Origin of the sequence: Streptomyces lanatus (assembly GCF_014655715.1) — a bacterium.
Taxonomy (GTDB): domain Bacteria; phylum Actinomycetota; class Actinomycetes; order Streptomycetales; family Streptomycetaceae; genus Streptomyces; species Streptomyces lanatus.
On sequence record NZ_BNBM01000005.1, the window covers coordinates 482,448 to 503,168 of the forward strand.

General features: G+C 71.6%; 23 protein-coding genes. 13 read left to right on the forward strand and 10 right to left on the reverse strand.

Annotated features, from left to right (window positions below; translation table 11 throughout):
- Positions 1 to 151 precede the first annotated feature (151 nt).
- The 3 genes from IE325_RS17050 (at position 152) to IE325_RS17060 (ending at position 3,687) form a co-directional block, all read left to right on the forward strand.
- Complete coding sequence (locus tag IE325_RS17050) at positions 152 to 874, forward strand: class II aldolase/adducin family protein (protein WP_190070752.1); 723 nt, start codon at positions 152 to 154, stop codon at positions 872 to 874.
- Positions 875 to 967: 93 nt separating this feature from the next.
- Positions 968 to 2,089, forward strand: a complete 1,122-nt coding sequence (locus tag IE325_RS17055) for an alpha/beta hydrolase (RefSeq protein ID WP_190070753.1) — start codon at positions 968 to 970, stop codon at positions 2,087 to 2,089.
- Between the two features lie 194 nt (positions 2,090 to 2,283).
- A complete protein-coding gene (locus IE325_RS17060) occupies positions 2,284 to 3,687 on the forward strand; it encodes a hypothetical protein (RefSeq protein WP_190070754.1) in 1,404 nt (467 codons plus the stop codon).
- 13 nt (positions 3,688 to 3,700) lie between these two features.
- Here the strand turns inward: IE325_RS17060 and IE325_RS17065 are convergent, their stop codons facing one another.
- Entirely contained in the window at positions 3,701 to 4,114 is a 414-nt protein-coding gene (locus IE325_RS17065; RefSeq protein ID WP_190070755.1) for a VOC family protein, read from the reverse strand.
- Positions 4,115 to 4,326: 212 nt separating this feature from the next.
- Here IE325_RS17065 and IE325_RS17070 point away from each other — a divergent pair, with 212 nt between their 5' ends.
- The 3 genes from IE325_RS17070 (at position 4,327) to IE325_RS17080 (ending at position 7,418) form a co-directional block, all read left to right on the forward strand.
- Positions 4,327 to 5,925 (forward strand): ABC-F family ATP-binding cassette domain-containing protein, encoded by a 1,599-nt coding sequence (locus IE325_RS17070; RefSeq protein ID WP_190070756.1) that lies wholly within the window; start codon positions 4,327 to 4,329, stop codon positions 5,923 to 5,925.
- A 335-nt stretch (positions 5,926 to 6,260) separates the two neighbouring features.
- Positions 6,261 to 6,482, forward strand: a complete 222-nt coding sequence (locus IE325_RS17075; protein ID WP_004002281.1) for a helix-turn-helix domain-containing protein — start codon at positions 6,261 to 6,263, stop codon at positions 6,480 to 6,482.
- A gap of 132 nt (positions 6,483 to 6,614) precedes the next feature.
- A complete protein-coding gene (locus tag IE325_RS17080) occupies positions 6,615 to 7,418 on the forward strand; it encodes an enoyl-CoA hydratase/isomerase family protein (RefSeq protein ID WP_190070757.1) in 804 nt (267 codons plus the stop codon).
- 13 nt (positions 7,419 to 7,431) lie between these two features.
- Here IE325_RS17080 and IE325_RS17085 read toward each other — a convergent pair whose 3' ends face one another.
- The gene (locus tag IE325_RS17085; protein ID WP_373315177.1) at positions 7,432 to 8,226 is read right to left on the reverse strand and encodes a nucleopolyhedrovirus P10 family protein; all 795 of its coding nucleotides are present in this window, start codon (positions 8,224 to 8,226) and stop codon (positions 7,432 to 7,434) included.
- A 70-nt stretch (positions 8,227 to 8,296) separates the two neighbouring features.
- Here IE325_RS17085 and IE325_RS17090 point away from each other — a divergent pair, with 70 nt between their 5' ends.
- Genes IE325_RS17090 through amaP form a run of 5 tightly spaced genes read left to right on the forward strand, consistent with a single transcriptional unit; the run spans position 8,297 to position 10,653 of the window.
- The gene (locus IE325_RS17090) at positions 8,297 to 8,773 is read left to right on the forward strand and encodes an Asp23/Gls24 family envelope stress response protein (protein ID WP_190070758.1); all 477 of its coding nucleotides are present in this window, start codon (positions 8,297 to 8,299) and stop codon (positions 8,771 to 8,773) included.
- Between the two features lie 29 nt (positions 8,774 to 8,802).
- On the forward strand, positions 8,803 to 8,994 hold the full coding sequence (locus tag IE325_RS17095) for a hypothetical protein (protein WP_190070759.1): 192 nt from the start codon (positions 8,803 to 8,805) through the stop codon (positions 8,992 to 8,994).
- Positions 8,991 to 9,389 (forward strand): Asp23/Gls24 family envelope stress response protein, encoded by a 399-nt coding sequence (locus IE325_RS17100; RefSeq protein ID WP_190070760.1) that lies wholly within the window; start codon positions 8,991 to 8,993, stop codon positions 9,387 to 9,389. The genes IE325_RS17095 and IE325_RS17100 overlap by 4 nt, the downstream gene beginning before the upstream one ends.
- Positions 9,386 to 10,069, forward strand: a complete 684-nt coding sequence (locus IE325_RS17105; RefSeq protein ID WP_190070761.1) for a DUF6286 domain-containing protein — start codon at positions 9,386 to 9,388, stop codon at positions 10,067 to 10,069. Before IE325_RS17100 ends, IE325_RS17105 begins: the two co-directional genes overlap by 4 nt.
- On the forward strand, positions 10,066 to 10,653 hold the full coding sequence (gene amaP / locus IE325_RS17110; RefSeq protein WP_190070762.1) for an alkaline shock response membrane anchor protein AmaP: 588 nt from the start codon (positions 10,066 to 10,068) through the stop codon (positions 10,651 to 10,653). The genes IE325_RS17105 and amaP overlap by 4 nt, the downstream gene beginning before the upstream one ends.
- A 3-nt stretch (positions 10,654 to 10,656) precedes the next feature.
- Here amaP and IE325_RS17115 read toward each other — a convergent pair whose 3' ends face one another.
- The 5 genes from IE325_RS17115 to IE325_RS17135 are packed head-to-tail and all read right to left on the reverse strand — an operon-like array spanning position 10,657 to position 15,639.
- Positions 10,657 to 11,412: an SDR family oxidoreductase gene (locus IE325_RS17115; protein WP_190070763.1), complete on the reverse strand. Its 756-nt coding sequence runs from the start codon at positions 11,410 to 11,412 to the stop codon at positions 10,657 to 10,659.
- A 5-nt stretch (positions 11,413 to 11,417) separates the two neighbouring features.
- Positions 11,418 to 13,205, reverse strand: a complete 1,788-nt coding sequence (locus tag IE325_RS17120; RefSeq protein WP_190070764.1) for a glycoside hydrolase family 15 protein — start codon at positions 13,203 to 13,205, stop codon at positions 11,418 to 11,420.
- A 33-nt stretch (positions 13,206 to 13,238) separates the two neighbouring features.
- Entirely contained in the window at positions 13,239 to 13,550 is a 312-nt protein-coding gene (locus tag IE325_RS17125; RefSeq protein WP_190070765.1) for a hypothetical protein, read from the reverse strand.
- Complete coding sequence (locus IE325_RS17130) at positions 13,547 to 14,104, reverse strand: sigma-70 family RNA polymerase sigma factor (RefSeq protein ID WP_229911843.1); 558 nt, start codon at positions 14,102 to 14,104, stop codon at positions 13,547 to 13,549. Before IE325_RS17130 ends, IE325_RS17125 begins: the two co-directional genes overlap by 4 nt.
- Complete coding sequence (locus IE325_RS17135) at positions 14,101 to 15,639, reverse strand: sodium:solute symporter family protein (RefSeq protein ID WP_190070766.1); 1,539 nt, start codon at positions 15,637 to 15,639, stop codon at positions 14,101 to 14,103. The genes IE325_RS17130 and IE325_RS17135 overlap by 4 nt, the downstream gene beginning before the upstream one ends.
- 168 nt (positions 15,640 to 15,807) lie before the next feature.
- On the opposite strand from IE325_RS17135, the gene IE325_RS17140 reads away from it, so the two are divergent.
- On the forward strand, positions 15,808 to 16,026 hold the full coding sequence (locus tag IE325_RS17140; RefSeq protein ID WP_190070767.1) for a DUF3311 domain-containing protein: 219 nt from the start codon (positions 15,808 to 15,810) through the stop codon (positions 16,024 to 16,026).
- Between the two features lie 47 nt (positions 16,027 to 16,073).
- Positions 16,074 to 18,200 (forward strand): carbon starvation CstA family protein, encoded by a 2,127-nt coding sequence (locus tag IE325_RS17145; RefSeq protein ID WP_190070768.1) that lies wholly within the window; start codon positions 16,074 to 16,076, stop codon positions 18,198 to 18,200.
- 245 nt (positions 18,201 to 18,445) lie between these two features.
- Here the strand turns inward: IE325_RS17145 and IE325_RS17150 are convergent, their stop codons facing one another.
- The 3 genes from IE325_RS17150 to IE325_RS17160 all read right to left on the reverse strand — a co-directional run bounded on the left by IE325_RS17150 (position 18,446) and on the right by IE325_RS17160 (position 20,605).
- Positions 18,446 to 19,234: an SURF1 family cytochrome oxidase biogenesis protein gene (locus tag IE325_RS17150; protein WP_190070769.1), complete on the reverse strand. Its 789-nt coding sequence runs from the start codon at positions 19,232 to 19,234 to the stop codon at positions 18,446 to 18,448.
- A gap of 49 nt (positions 19,235 to 19,283) precedes the next feature.
- Positions 19,284 to 19,517, reverse strand: coding sequence for a metallothionein (locus tag IE325_RS17155; RefSeq protein WP_190070770.1), 234 nt, complete (start codon positions 19,515 to 19,517; stop codon positions 19,284 to 19,286).
- Positions 19,518 to 19,597: 80 nt separating this feature from the next.
- Positions 19,598 to 20,605 carry a DEDDh family exonuclease gene (locus tag IE325_RS17160; protein ID WP_190070771.1) on the reverse strand — a complete coding sequence of 336 codons (1,008 nt, stop codon included), beginning with the start codon at positions 20,603 to 20,605 and terminating at the stop codon, positions 19,598 to 19,600.
- Between the last annotated feature and the right edge of the window lie 116 nt (positions 20,606 to 20,721).

Below are 20,721 nucleotides of genomic sequence, written 5' to 3' on the forward strand. Positions count from 1 at the left end.
CGTTGAATGCCGATCGTTCTCAGGCCAATGGCAGGAGGTGGGTGATATCTCCACTTCTGCACTCTTCCGGACGTCGGCCTTCCGCCCTAAAGTGCGGGCGCCTGGCAGCGACTTGACGCTGTGTTCGGGGTCCGGCTGGCAGGATCGGCCCATGGCTGAGGAGCGGCGGGATCAGCGGGATGCGCGGGAGGCCTCACAGGAAGTGGGGGAGCCGTGGGGCAGAAGTGCGCGTCCCGAGGAGGCGGAGGCCTGGGAGTCCCTGGTGGCGACGGCCCGGCGGACGGTGGCCGAGGGGCTGGTCGTCGGCACATCGGGCAATGTGTCGGTGCGGGTGGGGGAGACGGTGCTGGTCACGCCGTCGGGCGTGCCGTACGACCGGCTGTCCGCGGAGGATGTGACGGGCGTCGACCTGGACGGGCGGCGGGTGCTCGGCGCGCTGACGCCGACCAGTGAGCTGCCGATGCATCTGGCGATCTACCGGGCGACGGACGCCGGCGCTGTCGTCCACACCCACGCGGTCCATGCGACGGCCGTTTCGACCCTGGTCCCGGAGCTTCCGCTGATCCATTACATGGCCGCGGCGATGGGGGGAACGGTGCGGGTCGCCCCCTATGCGACGTACGGCACCGAGGAGTTGGCCGAGAACATGCTCCGCGCTCTCACCGAACGCACCGCCTGCCTCCTGCGCAACCACGGCACGATCGCGTACGGCTCGACGCTGGACCAGGCCTACGACCGTACGGCCCAGCTGGAGTGGATGTGCCGGGTCTGGCTCACGGCGTCCTCGGTCCCGGGACTCGCGCCGACGCTGCTGTCGGAGGGGCAGGTGGCGGAGGTGGGAGAGCGGCTGCGGGGGTACGGGCAGCAGGGGTGAGTGTCGGGCAGGGGGCGGGGAAAGGCGGCCCGGCCTCGCGGCGATGGCGGCCTCCCACTGGCCCCGCCCCCCATCCGCCCGGACACTGGATGCGTGCGCACTGTCAAAGCGACGGCCGCAGCCGTCACCGTGGCCCTGGCCGCAGGCGCCGTCGGCGTCGCCGCCGGACGGTTCGCCAGTGGCGCCGCGCTGACGGCGCCCCCGGGCCGGCCCCTGCCCACGGAGCCCCGGCTGACCGTGCACGCCACGGCCGCCGGCCAGATCGCGCTCACCCGCGCCCTCGCCACCCTGCGACCCGGCACCTACGGTCTCGCCGGCGACGGCTCGCACGCGGTCATCGGGCCCGTCCTCACCACGGCGAACCACTCCGCCGACACCGTCGTACGACGGCTCGAACGCGTCACCCACGGCACACTCCAGCCCGGTGACAGCGTCTGGCTCACCCCGAACGTGTACGTCGGGAACCCGAGCGCCGCCCTCGGCCTCGACCACGCCGACATCGACATCCCCGGCGAACTCGGTTCCCTGCCCGCCTGGTTCGTCCCCGGAGCGCGCGACACCTGGGTCATCGCGGTGCACGGGCTCGGCACCACCCGCGAACAGGCCATGAACGTCATGGGGTTCCTCAACCGCCGTCACTTCCCGGTCCTCGCCCTCGCCTACCGCGGCGACCTCGGCGCGCCCCGCCCGCCGGACGGCCTGAACCACCTCGGCGAGACCGAGTGGCGCGACCTGGACGCGGCGATGCGCTACGCCGTGCGGTACGGCGCCGAGCAACTCGTCCTGCTCGGCTGGTCCACCGGCGCGACCATGGCGCTACGGGCCGCCCAGCACTCGGGGCTGCGCGACCGGGTCTCCGGCCTCGTCCTGGACTCCCCGGTCCTCAGCTGGGAGACCACGCTCCGCGCCCTCGCCTCGGCCCGCCACACGCCGAGCGCGCTGCTGCCGCTCGCGGTCCGCGCGGCACAGGGCCGCACCGGCATGAGCCCCGACCGCACCGCCGACGCCCTGGACGACCTCACGGTGCCGACCCTGATCTTCCACGGGCCCGACGACCGGGTCGCCCCCTGGGCCCTCTCCCGCCGCCTGGCCGACGCCCACCCCAACCTGGTGACCCTCCAGCCGGTCGACCGGGCCCCGCACGCGGGCATGTGGAACGCCGACCCCGAGGCCTACGAGGAATCCCTGCGGCGCTTCATGACCCCGCTGATGTGACCTTCGCCGACCGCCTCGGCCGCCGGCCCGCCGACACCCCCTTCCGCACCGGTCCCACAGATTCCGTTTAAGCCCGTACCACTGGCCTGTTCTCGGCCCTCAGCCGCTCGCGGGACCCCGTGCGTTGGCCATCCCCGTCGCCCCTCGTGACATTCCGTTTGGGTTTTCGGACCGTCAACCGGAAGACTGCACCCGTGACGTCCCGTATCCCGCGCGACTCCAGGCTTCGACTCGTCCGCCCGCGACCCCTGGCCGCCGCCCCCCGAGCTGTGAACCAGCGGCGCCCACGCCGCCCCGCGCCCCGCCCCCCGGAAGGCACACCGGCCCGGTCCGAGCTGGCCAGAATGGCTCGCTCCGGTCTGGCCGCCGCGGCCCGTGTCGCCCACTGGGCCGACGCCGCCCTGCGCCCCGGCCGTGACGCCTCGAACGCCGACGGCAAGGGCACCCTCTCCGACGCGACCGCCGAACGGGCGGCGAGCGACCTCGGCCTGACCGTGGCTCAGGTGCGCGCCGACTGGGACACCGCCCGGCTCGCCGGACTCGTCGAGGTGCACGGCGGCACCGCCCGGCCCGGCTGGCGGCTGCGCGCCTGGGACCGCGACGACAGCGCCGTGCTGCGCGGCTGGGTCGCCCTGTTCGACGCCTGGTCGCTGGCCCATCCGGAGCCCGAGGAGCACGGGCACGGCGCCGTGGCGGACGTCGTCTCGGCGCTGCCCCAGGTGCTGTCCTTCCTCCAGCTGTCCGCCGGGCCCGTCCCCGTGGAGCAGCTCCTGGACCTGCTGGAGCAGCGGGTCACCGAGCTGCGCACCGAGAGATGCGAGATCCCCTACGGGCCCCGGCCCGAGCCGGTCACCGTCCCCGCGGCCGCCGAGGACCCCTCCCTCGCCCCGCTCCTCGACTGGGCCCTGCACGCCCTGGCCTCCGTCGGTGCCCTCACCTGCGGCGACGGACAGGCCACCCTGACCCCGCTCGGCAGCTGGGCGGTGTGGGTCAAGCTGGAGCAGATCTGCGTCGCCGCCCAGAGCCCCGCCGGGAACATCGAGCAGGCCGCCGAGGACATGCTCCGCGGCTGCGCCCAGCTGCGCCCGAACGCCGCCCGCGACGAGTACCGCGCCTGGCTCGCCGCCCGCCCCGTAGGCAGCGCCGTCACCGAACTCCTGGTCGCCGCCCGCGGTGACGACGCCCTCCTGCGCGGCCTCGCCTTCGAGGCGCTGCGCGTCGTCGGCGCCCCCGCCGAGCCCGACGTACGTGCCGTCGTCGACGAGCCGACGCTGCGGCCGTACGCCCTGCTGTGGCTCGCCGAGCACGACGGCGTCGACCCCGAGGACGCCCACGAGGTGCTCACCCGGGACGAGGCCACCTGGCTGTGGGTCGACACCGCCGCCGCCGTCACCGACCACGGCGAGGCCCCGATGCTCGTACGGCACCTGGAATCCGCGCTCCAGCCGACCGTCCCCGCGCTCCTCGACGAGGTGCGCGCCGTCGGACACCCGCGCACCGTTCAGGTCCTGGTCGCCCTCGCCGCCGCGCACCCCGACCCCGCCCTCGCGAAGGCCGTCCGCCGCGCCGCCTTCCAGGTGCACACCGGGGGGAGCTGAACCGGAGCGGCGCTCAGCCTCTGATCTCGGGGGCGTACGTGCCGAAGCTCCACACATTGCCCTCCAGGTCGCGGGCCATGTAGTCCCGTGAGCCGTAGTCCTGGTCCGTCGGGGGCATCAGGATCTCCGCGCCCTGCTCCACGGCCCGCCGGTGGTGTGCGTCGACGTCCGCCACGACGACGTACACCCCGGTCGTGCCCGAGTCCTTCATCACCTTGTCGAAGGCGCTGCCGGTGCCCTTCGAGCCGAGCATCACCGCGCCGTTGCCCTGCGCCAGCTCGGCGTGCCCCACCTTGCCGTCGTCGGTCTCGTAGACCGCCAGCTCCGTGAAGCCGAAGGCCTCCGTGAGCTGCCTGATCGCCGCCTTCGCGTCCGCGTACAGCAGCGTCGGGTAGATGCTCGGACGCCCCTGATTCGTGCCTGCCATGCCGATCACTCCCTCGTGGCCGGATTGCCGGAAATCTCAGTCTGGCACCCGCCACTGACAACGCGCGGACGAGACGAACCGAACACCCGATCCCAGGAAAAGTGGTTGCACGGCCCCGTTAGACTGGCCCCATGGCCATTCTCCTCGCGCATTAGACAGCGGGAACGTCCTCAGCCGCCCACCCGCCACCTTCCCCGCCCTGGAGTCTGTCCGTGATCTCCGCATCCGGTATCGAGCTGCGCGCCGGTGCGCGCGTCCTCATCGAATCCGCGTCCTTCCGCATCACCAAGGGCGACCGCATCGGCCTGGTCGGTCGTAACGGCGCCGGCAAGACGACCCTCACCAAGTGCCTCGCCGGCGAGGGCATCCCCGCCGGCGGCACCATCACCCGCTCCGGCGAGGTCGGCTACCTCCCGCAGGACCCCCGCACCGGCGACCTCGACGTCCTCGCCCGCGACCGTGTCCTGTCCGCGCGCGGCCTCGACGTACTGATCCGCAAGATGCGGGAGAACGAACAGCGCATCGCCAACGGCCAGGGCGCCACCCGCGAGAAGGCCCTCAAGCAGTACGAGCGCCAGGAGACGGAGTTCCTCACCAAGGGCGGGTACTCCGCCGAGGCCGAGGCCGCCACCATCGCCGCCGCGCTCAACCTGCCCGACCGGGTGCTCGGCCAGCCGCTGCACACCCTCTCCGGCGGTCAGCGCCGCCGTATCGAGCTCGCCCGCATCCTGTTCTCCGACGCGGACACCCTGCTGCTCGACGAGCCCACGAACCACCTCGACGCCGACTCGATCGTCTGGCTGCGGGACTACCTGAAGACCTACCGCGGCGGCTTCATCGTGATCTCCCACGATGTCGAACTCGTCGACACGGTCGTCAACAAGGTGTTCTACCTGGACGCCAACCGCGCCCAGATCGACATCTACAACATGGGCTGGAAGCTCTACCAGCAGCAGCGCGAGGCCGACGAGAAGCGCCGCAAGCGCGAGCGGCAGAACGCCGAGAAGAAGGCCGCCGCGCTCAACGCCCAGGCCGACAAGATGCGCGCCAAGGCCACCAAGACGGTCGCCGCGCAGAACATGGCCAAGCGCGCCGACCGGCTGCTCGCCGGCCTGGAGGCCGTACGCGCCTCCGACAAGGTCGCCAAGCTGCGCTTCCCCGAGCCCGCGCCGTGCGGCAAGACCCCACTCACCGCCGAGGGCCTGTCGAAGTCGTACGGCTCCCTGGAGATCTTCACCGACGTCGACCTGGCCATCGACAAGGGCTCCAGAGTCGTCATCCTCGGCCTGAACGGCGCCGGCAAGACCACCCTGCTCCGCCTCCTCGGCGGCGTAGAGAAGCCCGACACCGGCGAGGTCATCGAGGGCCACGGCCTCAAGCTCGGCTACTACGCCCAGGAGCACGAGACCCTCGACCCGGAGCGCTCGGTCCTGGAGAACATGCGCTCGTCCGCCCCCGACCTGGACCTCGTCGAGGTCCGCAAGGTGCTCGGTTCGTTCCTGTTCTCCGGCGACGACGTCGACAAGCCCGCCGGTGTCCTCTCCGGCGGCGAGAAGACCCGTCTCGCCCTCGCCACCCTGGTGGTGTCGTCGGCGAACGTCCTCCTCCTCGACGAGCCCACCAACAACCTCGACCCGGCCAGCCGCGAGGAGATCCTCGGCGCGCTGCGCACCTACAAGGGCGCCGTCGTCCTCGTCACCCACGACGAGGGCGCCGTCGAGGCGCTCCAGCCGGAGCGGATCATTCTGCTTCCGGACGGTGTCGAGGATCTGTGGGGCGCCGATTACGCGGATCTCGTCGCCCTCGCTTGATCGAATGCGTGATCAACAGGCTATGGATCATTCGGCCCATCGGTGATCCATCATCTGTGTGAGATCTCCTCGTACCGAGGTGTGTGCTACATCGAATTCGCGGCCGAGTCCTTTATCGACAAGGGCTCGGCCGTCGTGCTGCTCTGACCTGGGGGTTCGTAAAAGAACCCGTTCGGCCGTACGGACAGCAGATGGTGGAATTTGCAATTCCGCTTGTGGGGATGTGCTCCTGTCGTCAAAACCATGTCTCACGGACCTTGCCGAATGGGTGGCCATGAAGGCCCGGAGGGGTGATCATGAGGAGACCAGAGCGCACTTCCCATGAGGAGGCACGGGTGGCCGAGACTCTGAAGAAGGGCAGCCGGGTAACCGGCGCCGCGCGCGACAAGCTCGCGGCAGACCTGAAGAAGAAGTACGACTCCGGTGCGAGCATTCGGGCGCTGGCCGAAGAGACCGGCCGCTCGTATGGCTTCGTACACCGGATGCTCAGCGAATCGGGCGTCACGCTTCGTGGGCGTGGCGGGGCGACGCGGGGCAAGAAGGCCGCTTCGTCCTGAGCCCGGGCGGCCCATCGGCTTCGATGGTGGCCACCCGGTCGGTCGTCTGATCGACCGGGTGGTTACTGTGCAGTCACTTAGAGGATGCCTCTCCGGCATCCCCAGGATGACCGCACGCATCGGAGGCACCCCATGGCTTCGCCCGACCAGGACCTCGCTCCCCTGCTCGACAAGAACGGCGTACGGCTCACCGTCGACGGCGCGATCGCCACGGTGACGCTGAACAACCCGGCCAAGCGCAATGCGCAGAGCCCCGCCATGTGGCGGACGCTCGCGGAGGCCGGGCGGGTTCTGCCGGGCAATGTGCGGGTCGTCGTGCTGCGCGGTGAGGGGAAATCCTTCTCCGCCGGCCTCGACCGGCAGATGTTCACGCCTGAGGGAATCGAGGGCGAGCCGTCCTTCATCGACCTCGCGCGCAGCAGCGACGGTGAACTCGACGCTGCCATCGCCGAGTTCCAGGACGGCTTCACCTGGTGGCGGCGCAACGACCTCGTGTCGATCGCCGCCGTACAGGGCCATGCCATCGGGGCGGGCTTCCAGCTCGCGCTCGCCTGTGACGTGCGCGTCGTCGCCGACGACGTGCAGTTCGCCATGCGCGAGACCAGCCTCGGGCTTGTGCCCGACCTGACGGGCACGCATCCGCTCGTCGGCCTGGTCGGCTACGGCCGTGCGCTGGAGATCTGCGTCACGGGCCGCTCCGTGCTGGCCGAGGAGGCCGTGAGCAGCGGCCTCGCCAACCTCGCGGTGCCCGCCGACCAGCTCGACGACGCCGTACGGGACCTGGCGGGGGCGATCGTCGCCGCGCCGCGCGACGCGGTCATCGAGACCAAGGCGCTGATTCGTGGTGCCGTGGACCGCACCTACGACGAGCAGCGCGGTGCCGAGCGGGCCGCGCAGGCGCGTCGGCTGCGGGACCTGGCCGGCCTCGGAGAGTGACGTAGGCGCCGCCTCAGCCGACGGCCGTCACCAGGACCGCCACCGTCGGATGATCCGGCATGGCCGCGCGCACCCTCTTACGGACCTCCCGGGCCACATCCAGCGCCCGGTGGTCCGCGCGCACCGCGATCTCCACCCGCACATGCCGGTGCGGCAAGGCGGCCGTGCCCTGCCGCTTCTCGATGTGCACCGCCTGCCCCAACCCGCCCAGAGCGGCGGTCAGTCGCTCCACCCCGGGCACCGCCAGGGCCGCGGCGGCGACACGCTCCTCGTCGGCGTGCGCGGGCTCGGCGGCACGCGCCGGCTCCGGCGGCCGTACGGAATCCGGCTCGGCGTCCTCATCGAGCAGGGCCGTCACCCGTAGGTCCACCTCGGTCACCGTCAGGCCGAGACGTTCCGTCGCCGCCGTGGTCAGCAGCGCGCGCAGCCGGTCGGCCGTCGTCGGCAGCGGCTCGGCCGCCGTCGCCGCGAAGTCGGCCGACACCCGCAGCGGGCCCGGCGGCAGGGCGCTGGGCGGCGGCGGTACGGCCGCCTCGTGGGCGTCCTCCGGATCGGTGAGCGCGATCCGCAGCGCGTCCAGACGTACCCCGCGCATGCCCCCGGCCGCACGCCGCAGCACCGCCTCGGCCGCCCCCTCGGAGATCCACGCACCGTCCCGCGCGCCGCCCAGCGGCAGCAGCCTGCCGAGCCCCACCTGGTTCCGGATCGCCCGCCCGTCACCCACCGCCGCCCTATTCGAAGGCGCTGCGCGCCGCCCCCCTTGTCCAGTCCACCGGTCCGCCGTAGTCATTCCTCCAGCCTGCCCCATCCCCGGGGCGCCGCGGGGCAACCGCACTTACGGTGGTCGAAGGAACGACAAACCGAAGGGACGTACGGCGATGACCGAAACGGAGCAGAACCGGACGCAGAACCCTGAGGAGACGGTGGCGCCGTCACGCAGGACCACCAAGCGCGGCGGCGGCGATCCGGCGAGCCGTGGACGTACCACCATCGCCGACGGCGTCGTGGAGAAGATCGCCGGACTCGCGGCACGCGACGTGGTCGGTGTGCACGCGATGGGCAGCGGGATCAGCCGCACCTTCGGCGCCGTACGGGAACGGGTGCCCGGCACGTCGAAATCCGTGACCCGAGGCGTCAAGGCCGAGGTCGGCGAGGTGCAGACCGCGCTCGACCTGGAGATCGTCGTCGACTACGGCGTGTCCATCGCCGATGTGGCCCGGGCCGTACGGGAGAACGTGATCGCCGGCGTCGAGCGGATGACGGGCCTGGAGGTCGTCGAGGTCAACATCGCGGTGAGTGATGTGAAGCTGCCCGAGGAAGAGGAAGAAGAGCCGGAGCAGCCCCGGATCCAGTGACGGCACCGGCAACCTGAACGGAGGGCACCATGGGCATGGCCGTGATCGGCATGATCGTCGGCATGGCGTTGGGCTTCGCCGGGTACTTCGGCGGGTTCGGCGCCTTCCTGCTGGTCGCGGTGCTGGGCGCCGTCGGGTTCGGCGTCGGCCGGTTCCTGGAGGGCGACTACGAGCTCGGCGACTTCTTCCGCCGGCGTGACGGCCGACGCGACCGGCGGTGACATCCGTGAGCGCGGAGGCCGCGGAACCCGGCACAGCGCCCGCCGTCGTCCCGCCCGGAGAGCGCGGGGCCACCCGGATCGCCGACCGGGTCGTCACCAAGATCGCCTCACAGGCGGCCCGCGAGGCGGTGGGCCGGCTGCCCAAGGACGCCGCGCGGCCCTACGCCCATGTCGTGGTCCGCCCCCAGTCCGTCGAGGGCACCACCGTCGACGCCGCCCGGGTCCGCGTCCATGTCGAGCTCGACTACCCCACCGACATCGGTTCCCGATGCGCCGCCGTGCGTCGGCGGGTCGTGGAACGGGTAGGCGCGTTGGTGGGCATGGAGGTGCCGGAGGTCGCCGTGCAGGTGGAGCGGCTGCACCCGGCACCCGCAGAGGGCGGGAGGACGCAATGAGCGAGTCCGAGGGGTCGGAGGGCACCACTCAACGACTCACGGTCCTGGAGAAGGAGACCGGCCCCGCCGACCCCCTCGACCAGTCGGCCTCGGCGGCGGACTTCGATCCGCCGCCCGCACTCGACGGCGAGGGCGGCCGCGAGGGCCGCTTCTGGTCGGCGCGCCGCATCCCGGCCTCGATCACGGCGCTGGTGCTGATGTTCCTCGCGGGCGTCTTCCTGTACGACATCGCCTCGGTGCGCGCCGACCGACCCCCGATGGCCTGGCGCCGGGAACTGGCGCACCAGCTCGCCGAGCGCCCCCTCGACGACATCTGGGTGCTGATCGGCGCGGGCGTCGCCGCCGCCCTGGGCCTGTGGCTGCTCGTCCTGGCCGTCACCCCCGGACTGCGCCAGGTCCTGCCGATGCGGCGCACCCACACCGATGTACGCGCCGGACTCCACCGAGACCTGGCCGCCCTGGTCCTGCGTGACCGGGCCATGGAGATCTCCGGCGTCCAGTCGGTCCGGGTCCGGATGGGCCGGGCCAAGGCCGATGTCCGCGCGGTCTCCCACTTCCGCGACCTGGACGACGTACGCGCCGACCTGGACGCCACCCTCGCCGACGCGATCAGGGGACTGGGCCTGGCCCGCCCGCCCGCGCTGTCGGTGCATGTACGCCGGATCGGACGGAAGGGGTGAGGGCCGTGCTCAGGGTCGTCAACCGGGTGCTGATCGGGCTCCTCGGACTGGTGCTGCTGGTGATCGGCGGCTCGGTGCTCGCCGTGGGCCTGGGCGCCCCGGCCCCGTCCTGGTGGATCCACGACGACCGGCACGACGTCCTGCTCAGCGACGCCGAGCGCACCCGCTGGCGGGACGATGGCTGGTGGTGGCCGACGGTCATCGCGGTCCTCGCCGTCCTGCTGCTGCTCGCCCTGTGGTGGCTGACCGCGAATCTGCGCCGGCGCCGCCTCGCCGAGGTCCTGGTCGACACCGGCGACGGCGAGGGCGCCCTGCTGCGGGGCCGGGCCCTGGAGGGCGTCCTGGCGGGCGAGGCGGCAGGCCTGGACGGCGTCGAACGCGCCCACGTCCATCTGACCGGCAGGCGCAGCACCCCGCAGAGCCGGGTACGGCTCCTGCTGCGACCGCACGTGGACCCGGGGACGGCGTTGAACGACCTCACCGACCAGGCCCTGGCCCACGCCCGCACTTCGGCGGGGCTGGCGTCATTGCCGGCCGAGGTCCGCCTCAAGGGCGTCAAACACGGGGCGGAAAGGGTCAGTTGACTCTCAGAACCCGTGCCGGGAGCCGCCGTCCACAGGCAGCATGACCCCCGTGAGATAGGAAGCCGCGGGAGACAGAAAGAACGCCGCCGCGCGCCCGAACTCCTCCGGCCTGCCGTAACGCCGTAGCGGAATCCGCGCCTCGTGCGCCGCCCGCGTCGCCTCCGGGTCCGCCGACATCCCGTCCAGCTCCCGTACCCGATCCGTGTCGATCCGGGCCGGCAGCAGCCCGACGACCCGGATGCCCCGCGGGCCCAGCTCGTCCGCGAGGGACTTCGCGAACCCGGCGAGCCCGGGCCGCAGCCCGTTCGAAATGGTCAGGCCTGGAATCGGCTCGTGCACCGACGCCGACAGGACGAAGGCGATGACCCCGCCCTCGTCGAGCTCGGCCGCCGCAGCCCGCGCCAGCCGTACCGCGCCCAGGAACACCGACTCGAACGCGGACTGCCACTGCTCGTCCGTGTTGTCCGCGGCGAACCCTGCGGGCGGCCCGCCCACGCTCACCAGAATGCCGTCGAAGCCGCCGAAGGCCTCGCGGGCGGCGGCGACGAGCCGGGCCGGGGCGTCCGGCTCGGCGTTGTCGACGGCCACCCCGACGGCGTTCGGCCCCAGTTCGGCCGCGGCGGCGGCCACCCGCTTCTCGTCCCGGCCGGTCACCACGACCTTCGCCCCGTCGGCCACCAGCTCACGCGCCGCCGCCTTGCCCAGGCCACGGGTGGCCCCCGTGACGACGTACACCCGGTCCTTCAGTCCAAGATCCATGGCCCCTATCCTGCCCCGTGCCGCCCGTACAGGGCGAGGGCGGTGTTGACGAGACCGATGTGGCTGAAGGCCTGCGGGAAGTTGCCGAGGTGACGGCCGGAGACGGGGTCGTACTCCTCCGACAGCAGGCCCACGTCGTTGGTGAGCCCGACCAGCCGGTCGAACAACTCCCGGGCCTCCCGCGTACGGCCCGTCATGTGCAGGGCCTCCGCGAGCCAGAACGAGCAGGCCAGAAAGGTGCCCTCGTCGCCCGGCAGCCCGTCGACGGCCGTGCCCTCGGTGCTGTAGCGGCGCAGGAAGCCCTCATGGCTGAGCTCGGCGCGGATCGCGTCGATGGTGCCGATGACGCGCGGGTCGTCCGGCGGCAGGAAGCCGACGCGCGGGATCAGCAGCAGCGCGGCGTCGAGTTCACGGGAGCCGTAGGACTGGGTGAAGGTGCCCCGCTCGGCGTCGTAGCCCTTCTCGCACACCTCGCGGTGCACCTCGTCACGCATCTCCCGCCAGCCTTCGAGGTCGCCCTTCAGCTGCGGGTACCGCTCCAGGGCGCGCACGGCCCGGTCCGCGGCCACCCACACCATGACCTTCGAGTGCACGAAGTGCCGGCGCCCGCCGCGCACCTCCCACAGCCCCTCGTCGGGCTGCCGCCACGCCGAGCGCAGCCACTCGATGAGGGCGACCTGGATCGCCCACATGTGGGGCTTGGTGGGCAGGCCCGCGTCCCGGGCCAGCGCGAGGGTGTCCATGACCTCGCCGTACACGTCCAACTGGAGCTGCTGCACGGCCAGGTTGCCGATGCGTACCGGTGCGGAGCCGTCGTAGCCGGACAGCCACGGCACCTCGAACTCGGGCAGCCGCCGCTCGCCCGCCAGGCCGTACATGATCTGCAGATCGGCCGGGTCACCGGCGACCGCGCGCACCAGCCAGTCCCGCCAGGCCTCGGCCTCCTTGCGATAGCCCGCCGACAGACCGACGTTCAGGGTGAGGGTGGAGTCGCGCAGCCAGCAGTAGCGGTAGTCCCAGTTGCGGACGCCGCCCAGCTCCTCGGGGAGCGAGGTGGTGGGGGCGGCGACGATGCCGCCGGTCGGCCGGTAGGTGAGGGCCTTCAGGGTGATCAGGGAGCGGATGACGGTGTCGCGGTACGGGCCGTCGTAGGGGCAGTGCCCCACCCACTTGCGCCAGTCCCGGACGCTGCCGTGCAGCGCCTTGTACGGGTCGATGAGCGGCGGGCGCGGCTCGTGCGAGGGGTGCCAGGTGAGGACGAAGGCGACCTTCTCGCCCTTCTTCACGGTGAACTCCGCGTGCGTACCGAAGTCCTCGCCCCAGGTGCGCACCTCGGGCTCGCTGCGCAGCCAGACCGAGTCCGGTCCTGCGACGGCCACCCGATGGCCGTGCGACTGGCGCACCCAGGGCACGATCGAGCCGTAGTCGAAGCGGATCCGCAGGGTGCTGCGCACGGTGACATGGCCGTGGAGTCCCTCCACGATGCGCACAAGGTCGGGGGCGACGTCGCGTTGGGGCATCAGATCGGTGACGCGGATCGCGCCGTCGTCGGTCTCCCACTCGGTGTCGAGGACCAGCGTGTCCGGGCGGTAGGCGCGGCGCGTGCAGGGGCCCTTGGCGTGCTTGGGGGCGATGCGCCAGTGGCCGTTGTCCTTGTCGCCGAGGAGTTTGGCGAAGCAGGCCGCCGAGTCGAACCGGGGCAGACACAGCCAGTCGACGGAACCGTCCCTGCCGATGAGGGCGGCCGTCTGCTCGTCACTGATCAGGGCGTAGTCCTCGATGCGCTGCTGCACGAAGTGCGGGTTCCCCGAGGGCCGGTGGGCCAATCAGGGCTGGGGCCGGGGGAGTGACGCGCTCGCCGGGGACCCGGTGCCGGAGAAGATGACGCCGGGGTCGGACGGGGTCTGGTTCAGCACCCACAGCCCGATCAGCGTGGCCAGCGCGAATACGACGGTGATGAGGACGGCGAGGACCAGCCGGCGCCGGCGCTCCCGGCGCAGCCATTCGCCGCGCGCGGTGCGATAGGCGTCCGGAGGGGGCTGCACCCCGTCGGCCAGCGCCGCGAGCGCCTCGCGCAGTTCCTGCTCGGTACGGTCCGGGCTGGTGCCACGCGACGGAGTCGCATCTCGATGCGTCATCGCCGGGCCTCCATCGCCTGGGTCAGGGCGGCGAGGCCGCGTGCCGTATGGGTTTTGACGGAGCCGCAGGAGATCCCCATCGCCGCGGCGATCTCGCTCTCCTTCAGCCCGAGCCAGTGCCGCAGCACCAGCGCCTCGCGCTGCCGGGCGGGCAGTTGCTGGAGCGCGCCGATCAGGACGCGCTGGTCGTCGCGGAGCAGCGCGGTGCTCTCGGCGGAGGCGACGACCTCGTCCGGTGTCGGCTTCTCGACATGCTTGCGGGCGACCTGGAGATGCCGTATCCGCATCCGCGTCAGATTGCACACGGTGGAGCGCAGATACGCCTCCGCCGCCTCGGTGTCCCGCAGGCGCCGCCACTTCCGGTAGATCTGGTAGTAGGCCTCGGCGACCACGTTCTCCGGGTCGTCGGCCCCGAGCAGGACCGCGAGACGCAGCATCGAGGAGTAGTGCAGCTCGAACAGCCGGGCCAGACCGGCCTCGCGTTCCACGTCCGCCGGGTCGCTCACCGCCGGGGTGAGGGCGATCGCCGCTTCCGGTCTCAGGTGCTGTCTCACGGGTTGTTCGCTCCCGTCTCGGGGCGCCTGCCGACGCCTGGGCGCGACGGCAGGTCGGTCAGATCGGCGCCGCGCGGGACGCCCAGGCGTTCGAGCACCGCGGTCCCCGCCACGGCGACGGTCAGATTGAGGAACAGCGCGGCGAGCCCGGCGTAGATCTCCGGCCCCGGGCCCAGCGCCACGATCGACGAGAAGCCCTCCCGTACGACCATGAAGGTCCCGCCGACCATGCCCACGCCCCACCCGGCGAGCAGCGCCCGCGGATGCAGCCGCGCGGTGTACAGCCCTACCGCGACGGCCGGGAAGATCTGCAGGATCCAGACCCCGCCGAGCAGTTGGAGGTTGATGGCGTCCTGGTCGCGCAGCCCGAACACGAAGGCCACCGCGCCCACCTTCGCGGTCAGCGACACCGCCTTGGCGATGCGGACCTGCCGCTTCGGGGTGGCCGTCGGATGGACGTACTCGACATACACGTTGCGTACGAAGCTGGTGGCGGCCGCGATCGACATCACCGCCGCCGGGACCAGCGCCCCCACGGTGATCGCGCCGAACACCAGCCCGGCCAGCGGCGCCGGCATCAGCCGGTCGACCAGCATCGGTACGGCCGCCTCGGCACCGCCCTCCGGGGCACGTACGCCGGTCGCGAGCGCCGCGATACCGAGGAACCCGAACAGGGCGAGCAGCCCCGTCCAGGCGGGCAGGGCCACGGCCACCTTGCGCAGGGTGCGCGGACCGTCGGCGGCGAAACCGGCGGTCAGGACGTGCGGGTACATCAGCAGGGCGAGCGCCGAGCCGAGGGCGAGGGTGGCGTAGGCGGGCTGCTGCTCGGGGGTGAGGAGCAGCGCCGGGCCGCCGAGGCGTTCGGCCGCGCCGTCGAAGACGGCACCCGGGCCGCCGAGCCGTTCGAGGACCAGCCAGGTCACCGCGGTCAGCGACACGAAGACGGCGACGGCCTTCAGCGCGGAGATCACGGTGGGGGCGCGCAGCCCGTGCCGGTAGGTCGCGACGGCCAGCCCCGCGAACAGCGCCACCATCACCAGATCCCCGGCCGCGCCCCGCGGATACAGACCCCCGGCCGCGAGCACCGCCCGGATCCCGAGCAGTTGCAGCGCGAGATACGGCATCGTCGCGAGGATCCCGGTCAGCGCGACCACCAGCGCCAGCGGCGGCGAGCCGTAACGACCGCGCACGAAGTCGGCGGCGGTGACATAGCCGTGCCGACGGGCCACGCTCCACAGCCGGCTCAGCAGCACGAAGGCCAGCGGGCAGACGATCACCGTGTACGGCACGGCGAAGAAGGCGGGCGCGCCGTTGCCGTAGGCCAGGCCCGGTATCGCGGCGAAGGTGTACGCGGTGAAGATCGTGCCGCCCAGCAGCAGCCACGTCCACACCGGGCCGAGGCTGCGATCGGCCAGCGCCCAGCCCTCCAGGGACGGGAGCTTCCCGCTCGGGCGCAGACGGCGCGCGGTGACGGCGAGCAGCGACGCCCCGCCGATCACGGCGAGAAACGTCGCGGTCATGGCGCCATCGGCCATGGGTCACCGTCCTTGGTGTGCCTGTGCCCTCGCGCGAGAGTTGCGCGGGCGGCCCGAACGGAGGACACGGAACCGGCGGCAAATTTCCCGGATGTTCGCTGTCAACCGGTCTCGGGGGGTGGGCAACTCTTGCACAGACCCACAGCGAGCGGGAGAGGAGCGCAGGTCATGGCACGGACCGGTCATCACCGGCTACGGCGCGTCGCGATCGCCGTACTGCTCCTCGCGCCCGCCGCGGGTCTGCTGTGGGTCCCCTGGTACGCCGGTGCCGAGCCGCGGCTGGCCGGGACGCCGTTCTTCTACTGGTACCAGCTCGTCTGGGTGCCGGGGTGCGGCCTCTGCCTGTTCGCCGCGTACGCGCTGACGGACCGAGATCGACATCCATAGCGCTGAGCCGTAGATCCTCTTCCCGCCTGTTCAGGTCAGGAGCCGCCATGCCCGTATCAGCCATGCCCGAATCCGGTCGCTCGGCGCCGGAAAAGCCCCGAATGTCGCCGAAGTCCGTGGCGATCTGGACCGCCGTAGCCATGGTCGGCGCCCTCGGCTGGGCCGTGCTCGCCCTGTCCCGGGGCGAGGAGATCTCGGCCGTCTGGCTGGTCGTCGCGGCCCTCGGCTCGTACGCGATCGCCTACCGCTTCTACTCCCGCTTCATCGCCCGCCGGGTCCTCCAGGTCGACGACACCCGCGCCACCCCCGCCGAACGCCTGGAGGACGGCGTCGACTACCACCCCACCGACAAGCGGGTGCTGTTCGGCCACCACTTCGCGGCGATCGCCGGCGCGGGACCGCTGGTCGGCCCGGTGCTGGCCGCGCAGATGGGCTATCTGCCCGGCACGGTCTGGATCATCGCCGGCGTGATCTTCGCCGGGGCGGTGCAGGACATGATCGTGCTGTTCCTGTCCATGCGCCGGGACGGCAAGAGCCTCGGCCAGATGGCCCGGGACGAGATCGGCCGGGTCGGCGGCGCCGCCGCGCTGATCGGCGTCTTCGCCATCATGATCATCCTGCTCGCCGTCCTCGCGATGGTCGTCGTCAACGCCCTGGCGGAGTCGGCATGGGGCACCTTCTCGGTCTCCATGACCATCCCGATCGCCCTCTTCATGGGCTTCTACCTGCGCTATCTGCGGCCCGGCCGGGTCGTGGAGACCAGCTTCATCGGTGTGGCCCTGCTGCTGCTCGCCATCCTCGGCGGCGGCTGGATCCAGGACTCCGCACTCGCCGAGTACTTCGTCTGGAGCCCCGAGACCCTGGTCTTCTGCCTGGTCGGCTACGGCTTCGTCGCCTCCGTGCTGCCGGTGTGGATGCTGCTGGCGCCCCGCGACTACCTCTCGACCTTCATGAAGGTCGGCACCATCGCCCTGATGGCCGTCGGTGTGGTGATCGCCGCCCCGAACCTCAGGACCGAGCCGGTGACGGACTTCGCCTCGACCGGCGCCGGACCGGTCTTCGCCGGGTCGCTGTTCCCCTTCCTCTTCATCACCATCGCCTGCGGCGCCCTGTCCGGCTTCCACGCCCTGGTCTCCTCCGGCACCACCCCCAAGCTGATCCAGAAGGAGTCCCAGGTCCGTCTGATCGGCTACGGCGCCATGCTCACCGAGTCCTTCGTCGCCGTCATGGCGCTGATCGCCGCCTGCGTCCTCGAACCGGGCCTGTTCTACGCCATGAACTCCCCGGCCGCGCTGCTCGGCCCGACCGTGGACAGCGCCGCCGAGGCGGTGAAGAACCTCGGCTTCACCATCACCCCGGACCAGCTGACGGCCGCGGCCAAGGCGGTCGAGGAGGAGACGTTGGTCGGCCGCTCAGGGGGCGCCCCCACCCTCGCCGTCGGCATGTCCGAGATCTTCTCCGGGGTGTTCGGCGGTGCCGGGATGAAGGCCTTCTGGTACCACTTCGCGATCATGTTCGAGGCACTGTTCATCCTCACCACGGTGGACGCCGGCACCCGTGTCGGCCGCTTCATGCTCCAGGACATGCTCGGCAACGTATGGAAGCCGATCGGCCGGGTCACCTGGAAGCCCGGCATCTGGATCACCAGCGCCCTCGTCGTCGGCGCGTGGGGCTACTTCCTCTACGCCGGTGTCACCGACCCGCTCGGCGGCATCAAGCAGCTGTTCCCGTTGTTCGGCATCGCCAACCAGCTCCTTGCCGCCGTCGCCCTGGCCGTCACCACCACCGTCCTGATCAAGTCCGGCAAGCTGCGCTGGGCCTGGGTCACCGGCATCCCGCTCGCCTGGGACGTGGCCGTCACCTTCACCGCCGGCTGGCAGAAGATCTTCTCGGACGACCCGGCGATCGGCTTCTTCGCCCTGCGCGACAAATACGCGCAGGCCATCGAGGACGGTCAGCTCCTGCCGGGCGCCACGGGCATGGACGACATGCACACCATCGTCCTCAACAACACCGTCGACGGCGTCCTCATGGCGGTCTTCCTGCTGCTGGTCCTCACGGTCCTGGTCAACTGCGCGGTGGTCTGCGTGCGGGCCGTGCGGGCCCCTGAGCCACTGCCGACGACCGAGGCGCCGTATGTCGAGTCGCGGCCGATGGCGGGGGTGGGGTCATGAGGGTCGTGAGGGTGATGCGCTGGGTGCGGTGGTACGTGCGTGAGCTGATGGCCGTGCTGAGCCTGCGGCATCGGGAGGGCAGGCCGGAGGGCCGTTGTTGCTGATGCGGCTGCGGCTTTGAGGGACGTCCGCTGCACGTCCCTCAGGGGCGCGGGGCCGTGTCGATATGCGGCTCCGCCGCGCGGGCGCGAGCAACCACGAACCACCCGCAGCCGCCCGACGCCAGAACCCCTACGGCGAAACCGCTACACCCCAGCCGGCGTCGACTCTTCCACCACGGCCGAGCCGACGCCGCGGTCCCGGGCCTCCCGCCGAGCCAGAATCCACCACCCGACGGGCACCCCCGCCGCGAACAACCACCACTGCAAGGCATACGCGTAATTCAGCGGAGCGTTCTCGTTGCCGGGCTTCCCGATCAGCTCCGGTGTGTCACCCTTCGGCTCGGGCGCTGTCAGCACGACGTACCCGCCGAGCACCCGGGCGTCGAGCCGCGCGGCCTCCTGCTCGCTGTTGATCAGCATGACCTGACGGTCGGGGAGGCCCTTGAGGTTCTTGATGCCGCTCGCCTCGGTCGTCTCGTCCGGCATCAGCCGCCCGGTGACCGTGACGGTGCCGCTCGGCGCGGCCGGGACCTTGGGGAAGGCCGTCTGGCTGGGACCGTCGGCGGGGATCCAGCCGCGGTTCACCAGCAGTACCTTGCCGTCCGTCAGCACGAGGGGCGTCAGGACATGGAAGCCGACCTCTTCGTCCGCGTTGACGCGCCGCCGGACCACGATCTCCCGCTCGGAGTCGAACCGGCCCCGCGCGGTCACCGTGCGGTACCGCTCCTTGGTGGTGACCGTGTGCCCCGGGGACGTCAGCTTCTCCACGGGCATCGGCTTGGCGTCCAGCGCGTCGGCGACCAGCTGGTTACGGGCGCTGCGCTCCTCGTAACGGTGCATCTGCCAGAAGCCCAGCCTGATCATCGTCGGGATGAGGATCAGGGCGACCAGCGTGAGGATCACCCACTGCCGGGACAACAGGAAGCGGTACACCCCACGACCGTACAACTCGGTCGTGGGGCGTCTTCAGCCGGGTACCTGGTCATACCTTGTCGACGATGCCCACCTTTCCCTCGGCGCGGGCGCAATGGGCGCCGCAGAACCAGTGACCGTCGACCTCGACGCCCTGCCCGATGACCTGCACCCGGCAGTGCTCGCAGATGGGTGCCATGCGGTGGATCGCACAGGAGAAGCAGTCGAAGACATGCACCGCGCCCTGCGCGTGCACCTCGAAGGTCATGCCGTAGTCGTTTCCGCAGACTTCACATGTCGCCATGCGCCACAGGGTGAGCGGTCGGCGCGGTGCGGGGCGGGACGGCTCCGGGCGAGTCGCCCGGCAATCACCCGTCCGTACGGTCACCGCTCCGACGCCGGCTCCACATCCCGCAGGAGCTGTCCGAACGCCGCCTCGTCCACCACCGGCGTGCCGTACTGCCGGGCCTTGACCACCTTCGAGGTACTCGCGTCCGGGTCGTTCGTGACGAGCAGGCTGGTCAGCCGGGACAGGCTCGTCGACACATGCAGCCCGGCCTCGATGGCGCGGTCCTCCAGCAGATCGCGCTCGATCGACGTGTCCCCGGAGAACGCCACCCGCATGCCCTGTTTGAGTCTTTTGCCGTCCTCGTAGCGCCCCGGGTTGGGATGGGGGCAGGCGGGCCTCTTACGGGACGGACGCCAACTGGTCGGCCGATAGCCGCCGCCGTAGCCGCCGTATCCGTTCGCCTGCTGTCCGATGACCGCTGTGGAGGCCGTGTCCCGCCACTCCGTCAGCGGCCGGCACTCCTGGAGCGGCAGCCGCACACTGCTCGCCGCCGCGGCCCGCAGGCTCGGCCGGAACGCCTCCGCCAGCACGCGCGCGTCGTCCAGCGCGTGGTGCGCGCGCTGCTGGACGACGCCGAAGTGGGCGGCGAGGGACTCCAGCTTGTGGTTGGGCAGGGGCAGCGCCAGCTCCTTGGACAGCGCGATGGTGCACAGCCGCTGCCGCACCGGGGCCTCGCGCTCCGCGCGCGCGTACTCCCGCGCGATCATCTGCCAGTCGAAGACGGCGTTGTGCGCGACGAGGACGCGGCCGTCGAGCCGGGCCGAGAACTCCCCCGCGATGTCCTGGAAGAGGGGCGCCGACTCCAGCACATCGGTCGTCAGACCGTGGATCCAGACCGGGCCCGGGTCGCGCTCCGGGTTGACCAGCGTGTACCAGTGGTCCTCGACCTCGCCGCGCGCGTCCAGACGGTAGACGGCCGCGGAGATTATCCGGTCGTCCCGGGCCAGGCCGGTGGTCTCCACGTCAACGACCGCGTACCCCTGGGGATACGCGGCCGGCCACGCAGTGGGGGAGGACGCTGCGGTCGTACGGTCTTCGAGCATGGTCACTGAGGATACGGGCCGCCACTGACAGCCCTCGCCGTCAGGTGCCTTACCCCGTCCGCCTGTTCGAGCGCGGGGAACAGGGGAACGCCAACCGGGCGGTGCGGGCACGGTGT

Excerpts from the sequence above, each read along its gene's own strand:
- IE325_RS17115 (WP_190070763.1), bottom strand. The coding sequence starts at position 11,412 with ATGGATCTTGGACTGAAGGACCGGGTGTACGTCGTCACGGGGGCCACC.
- IE325_RS17085 (WP_373315177.1), bottom strand. The coding sequence starts at position 8,226 with ATGGGGCAGGCTGGAGGAATGACTACGGCGGACCGGTGGACTGGACAA.
- IE325_RS17065 (WP_190070755.1), bottom strand. The coding sequence starts at position 4,114 with ATGGCAGGCACGAATCAGGGGCGTCCGAGCATCTACCCGACGCTGCTG.
- IE325_RS17155 (WP_190070770.1), bottom strand. The coding sequence starts at position 19,517 with ATGGCGACATGTGAAGTCTGCGGAAACGACTACGGCATGACCTTCGAG.
- IE325_RS17080 (WP_190070757.1), top strand. The coding sequence starts at position 6,615 with ATGGCTTCGCCCGACCAGGACCTCGCTCCCCTGCTCGACAAGAACGGC.
- IE325_RS17135 (WP_190070766.1), bottom strand. The coding sequence starts at position 15,639 with ATGGCCGATGGCGCCATGACCGCGACGTTTCTCGCCGTGATCGGCGGG.
- IE325_RS17145 (WP_190070768.1), top strand. The coding sequence starts at position 16,074 with ATGCCCGTATCAGCCATGCCCGAATCCGGTCGCTCGGCGCCGGAAAAG.
- IE325_RS17160 (WP_190070771.1), bottom strand. The coding sequence starts at position 20,605 with ATGCTCGAAGACCGTACGACCGCAGCGTCCTCCCCCACTGCGTGGCCG.
- IE325_RS17050 (WP_190070752.1), top strand. The coding sequence starts at position 152 with ATGGCTGAGGAGCGGCGGGATCAGCGGGATGCGCGGGAGGCCTCACAG.
- IE325_RS17140 (WP_190070767.1), top strand. The coding sequence starts at position 15,808 with ATGGCACGGACCGGTCATCACCGGCTACGGCGCGTCGCGATCGCCGTA.
- IE325_RS17125 (WP_190070765.1), bottom strand. The coding sequence starts at position 13,550 with ATGACGCATCGAGATGCGACTCCGTCGCGTGGCACCAGCCCGGACCGT.
- IE325_RS17095 (WP_190070759.1), top strand. The coding sequence starts at position 8,803 with ATGGGCATGGCCGTGATCGGCATGATCGTCGGCATGGCGTTGGGCTTC.
- IE325_RS17090 (WP_190070758.1), top strand. The coding sequence starts at position 8,297 with ATGACCGAAACGGAGCAGAACCGGACGCAGAACCCTGAGGAGACGGTG.
- IE325_RS17105 (WP_190070761.1), top strand. The coding sequence starts at position 9,386 with ATGAGCGAGTCCGAGGGGTCGGAGGGCACCACTCAACGACTCACGGTC.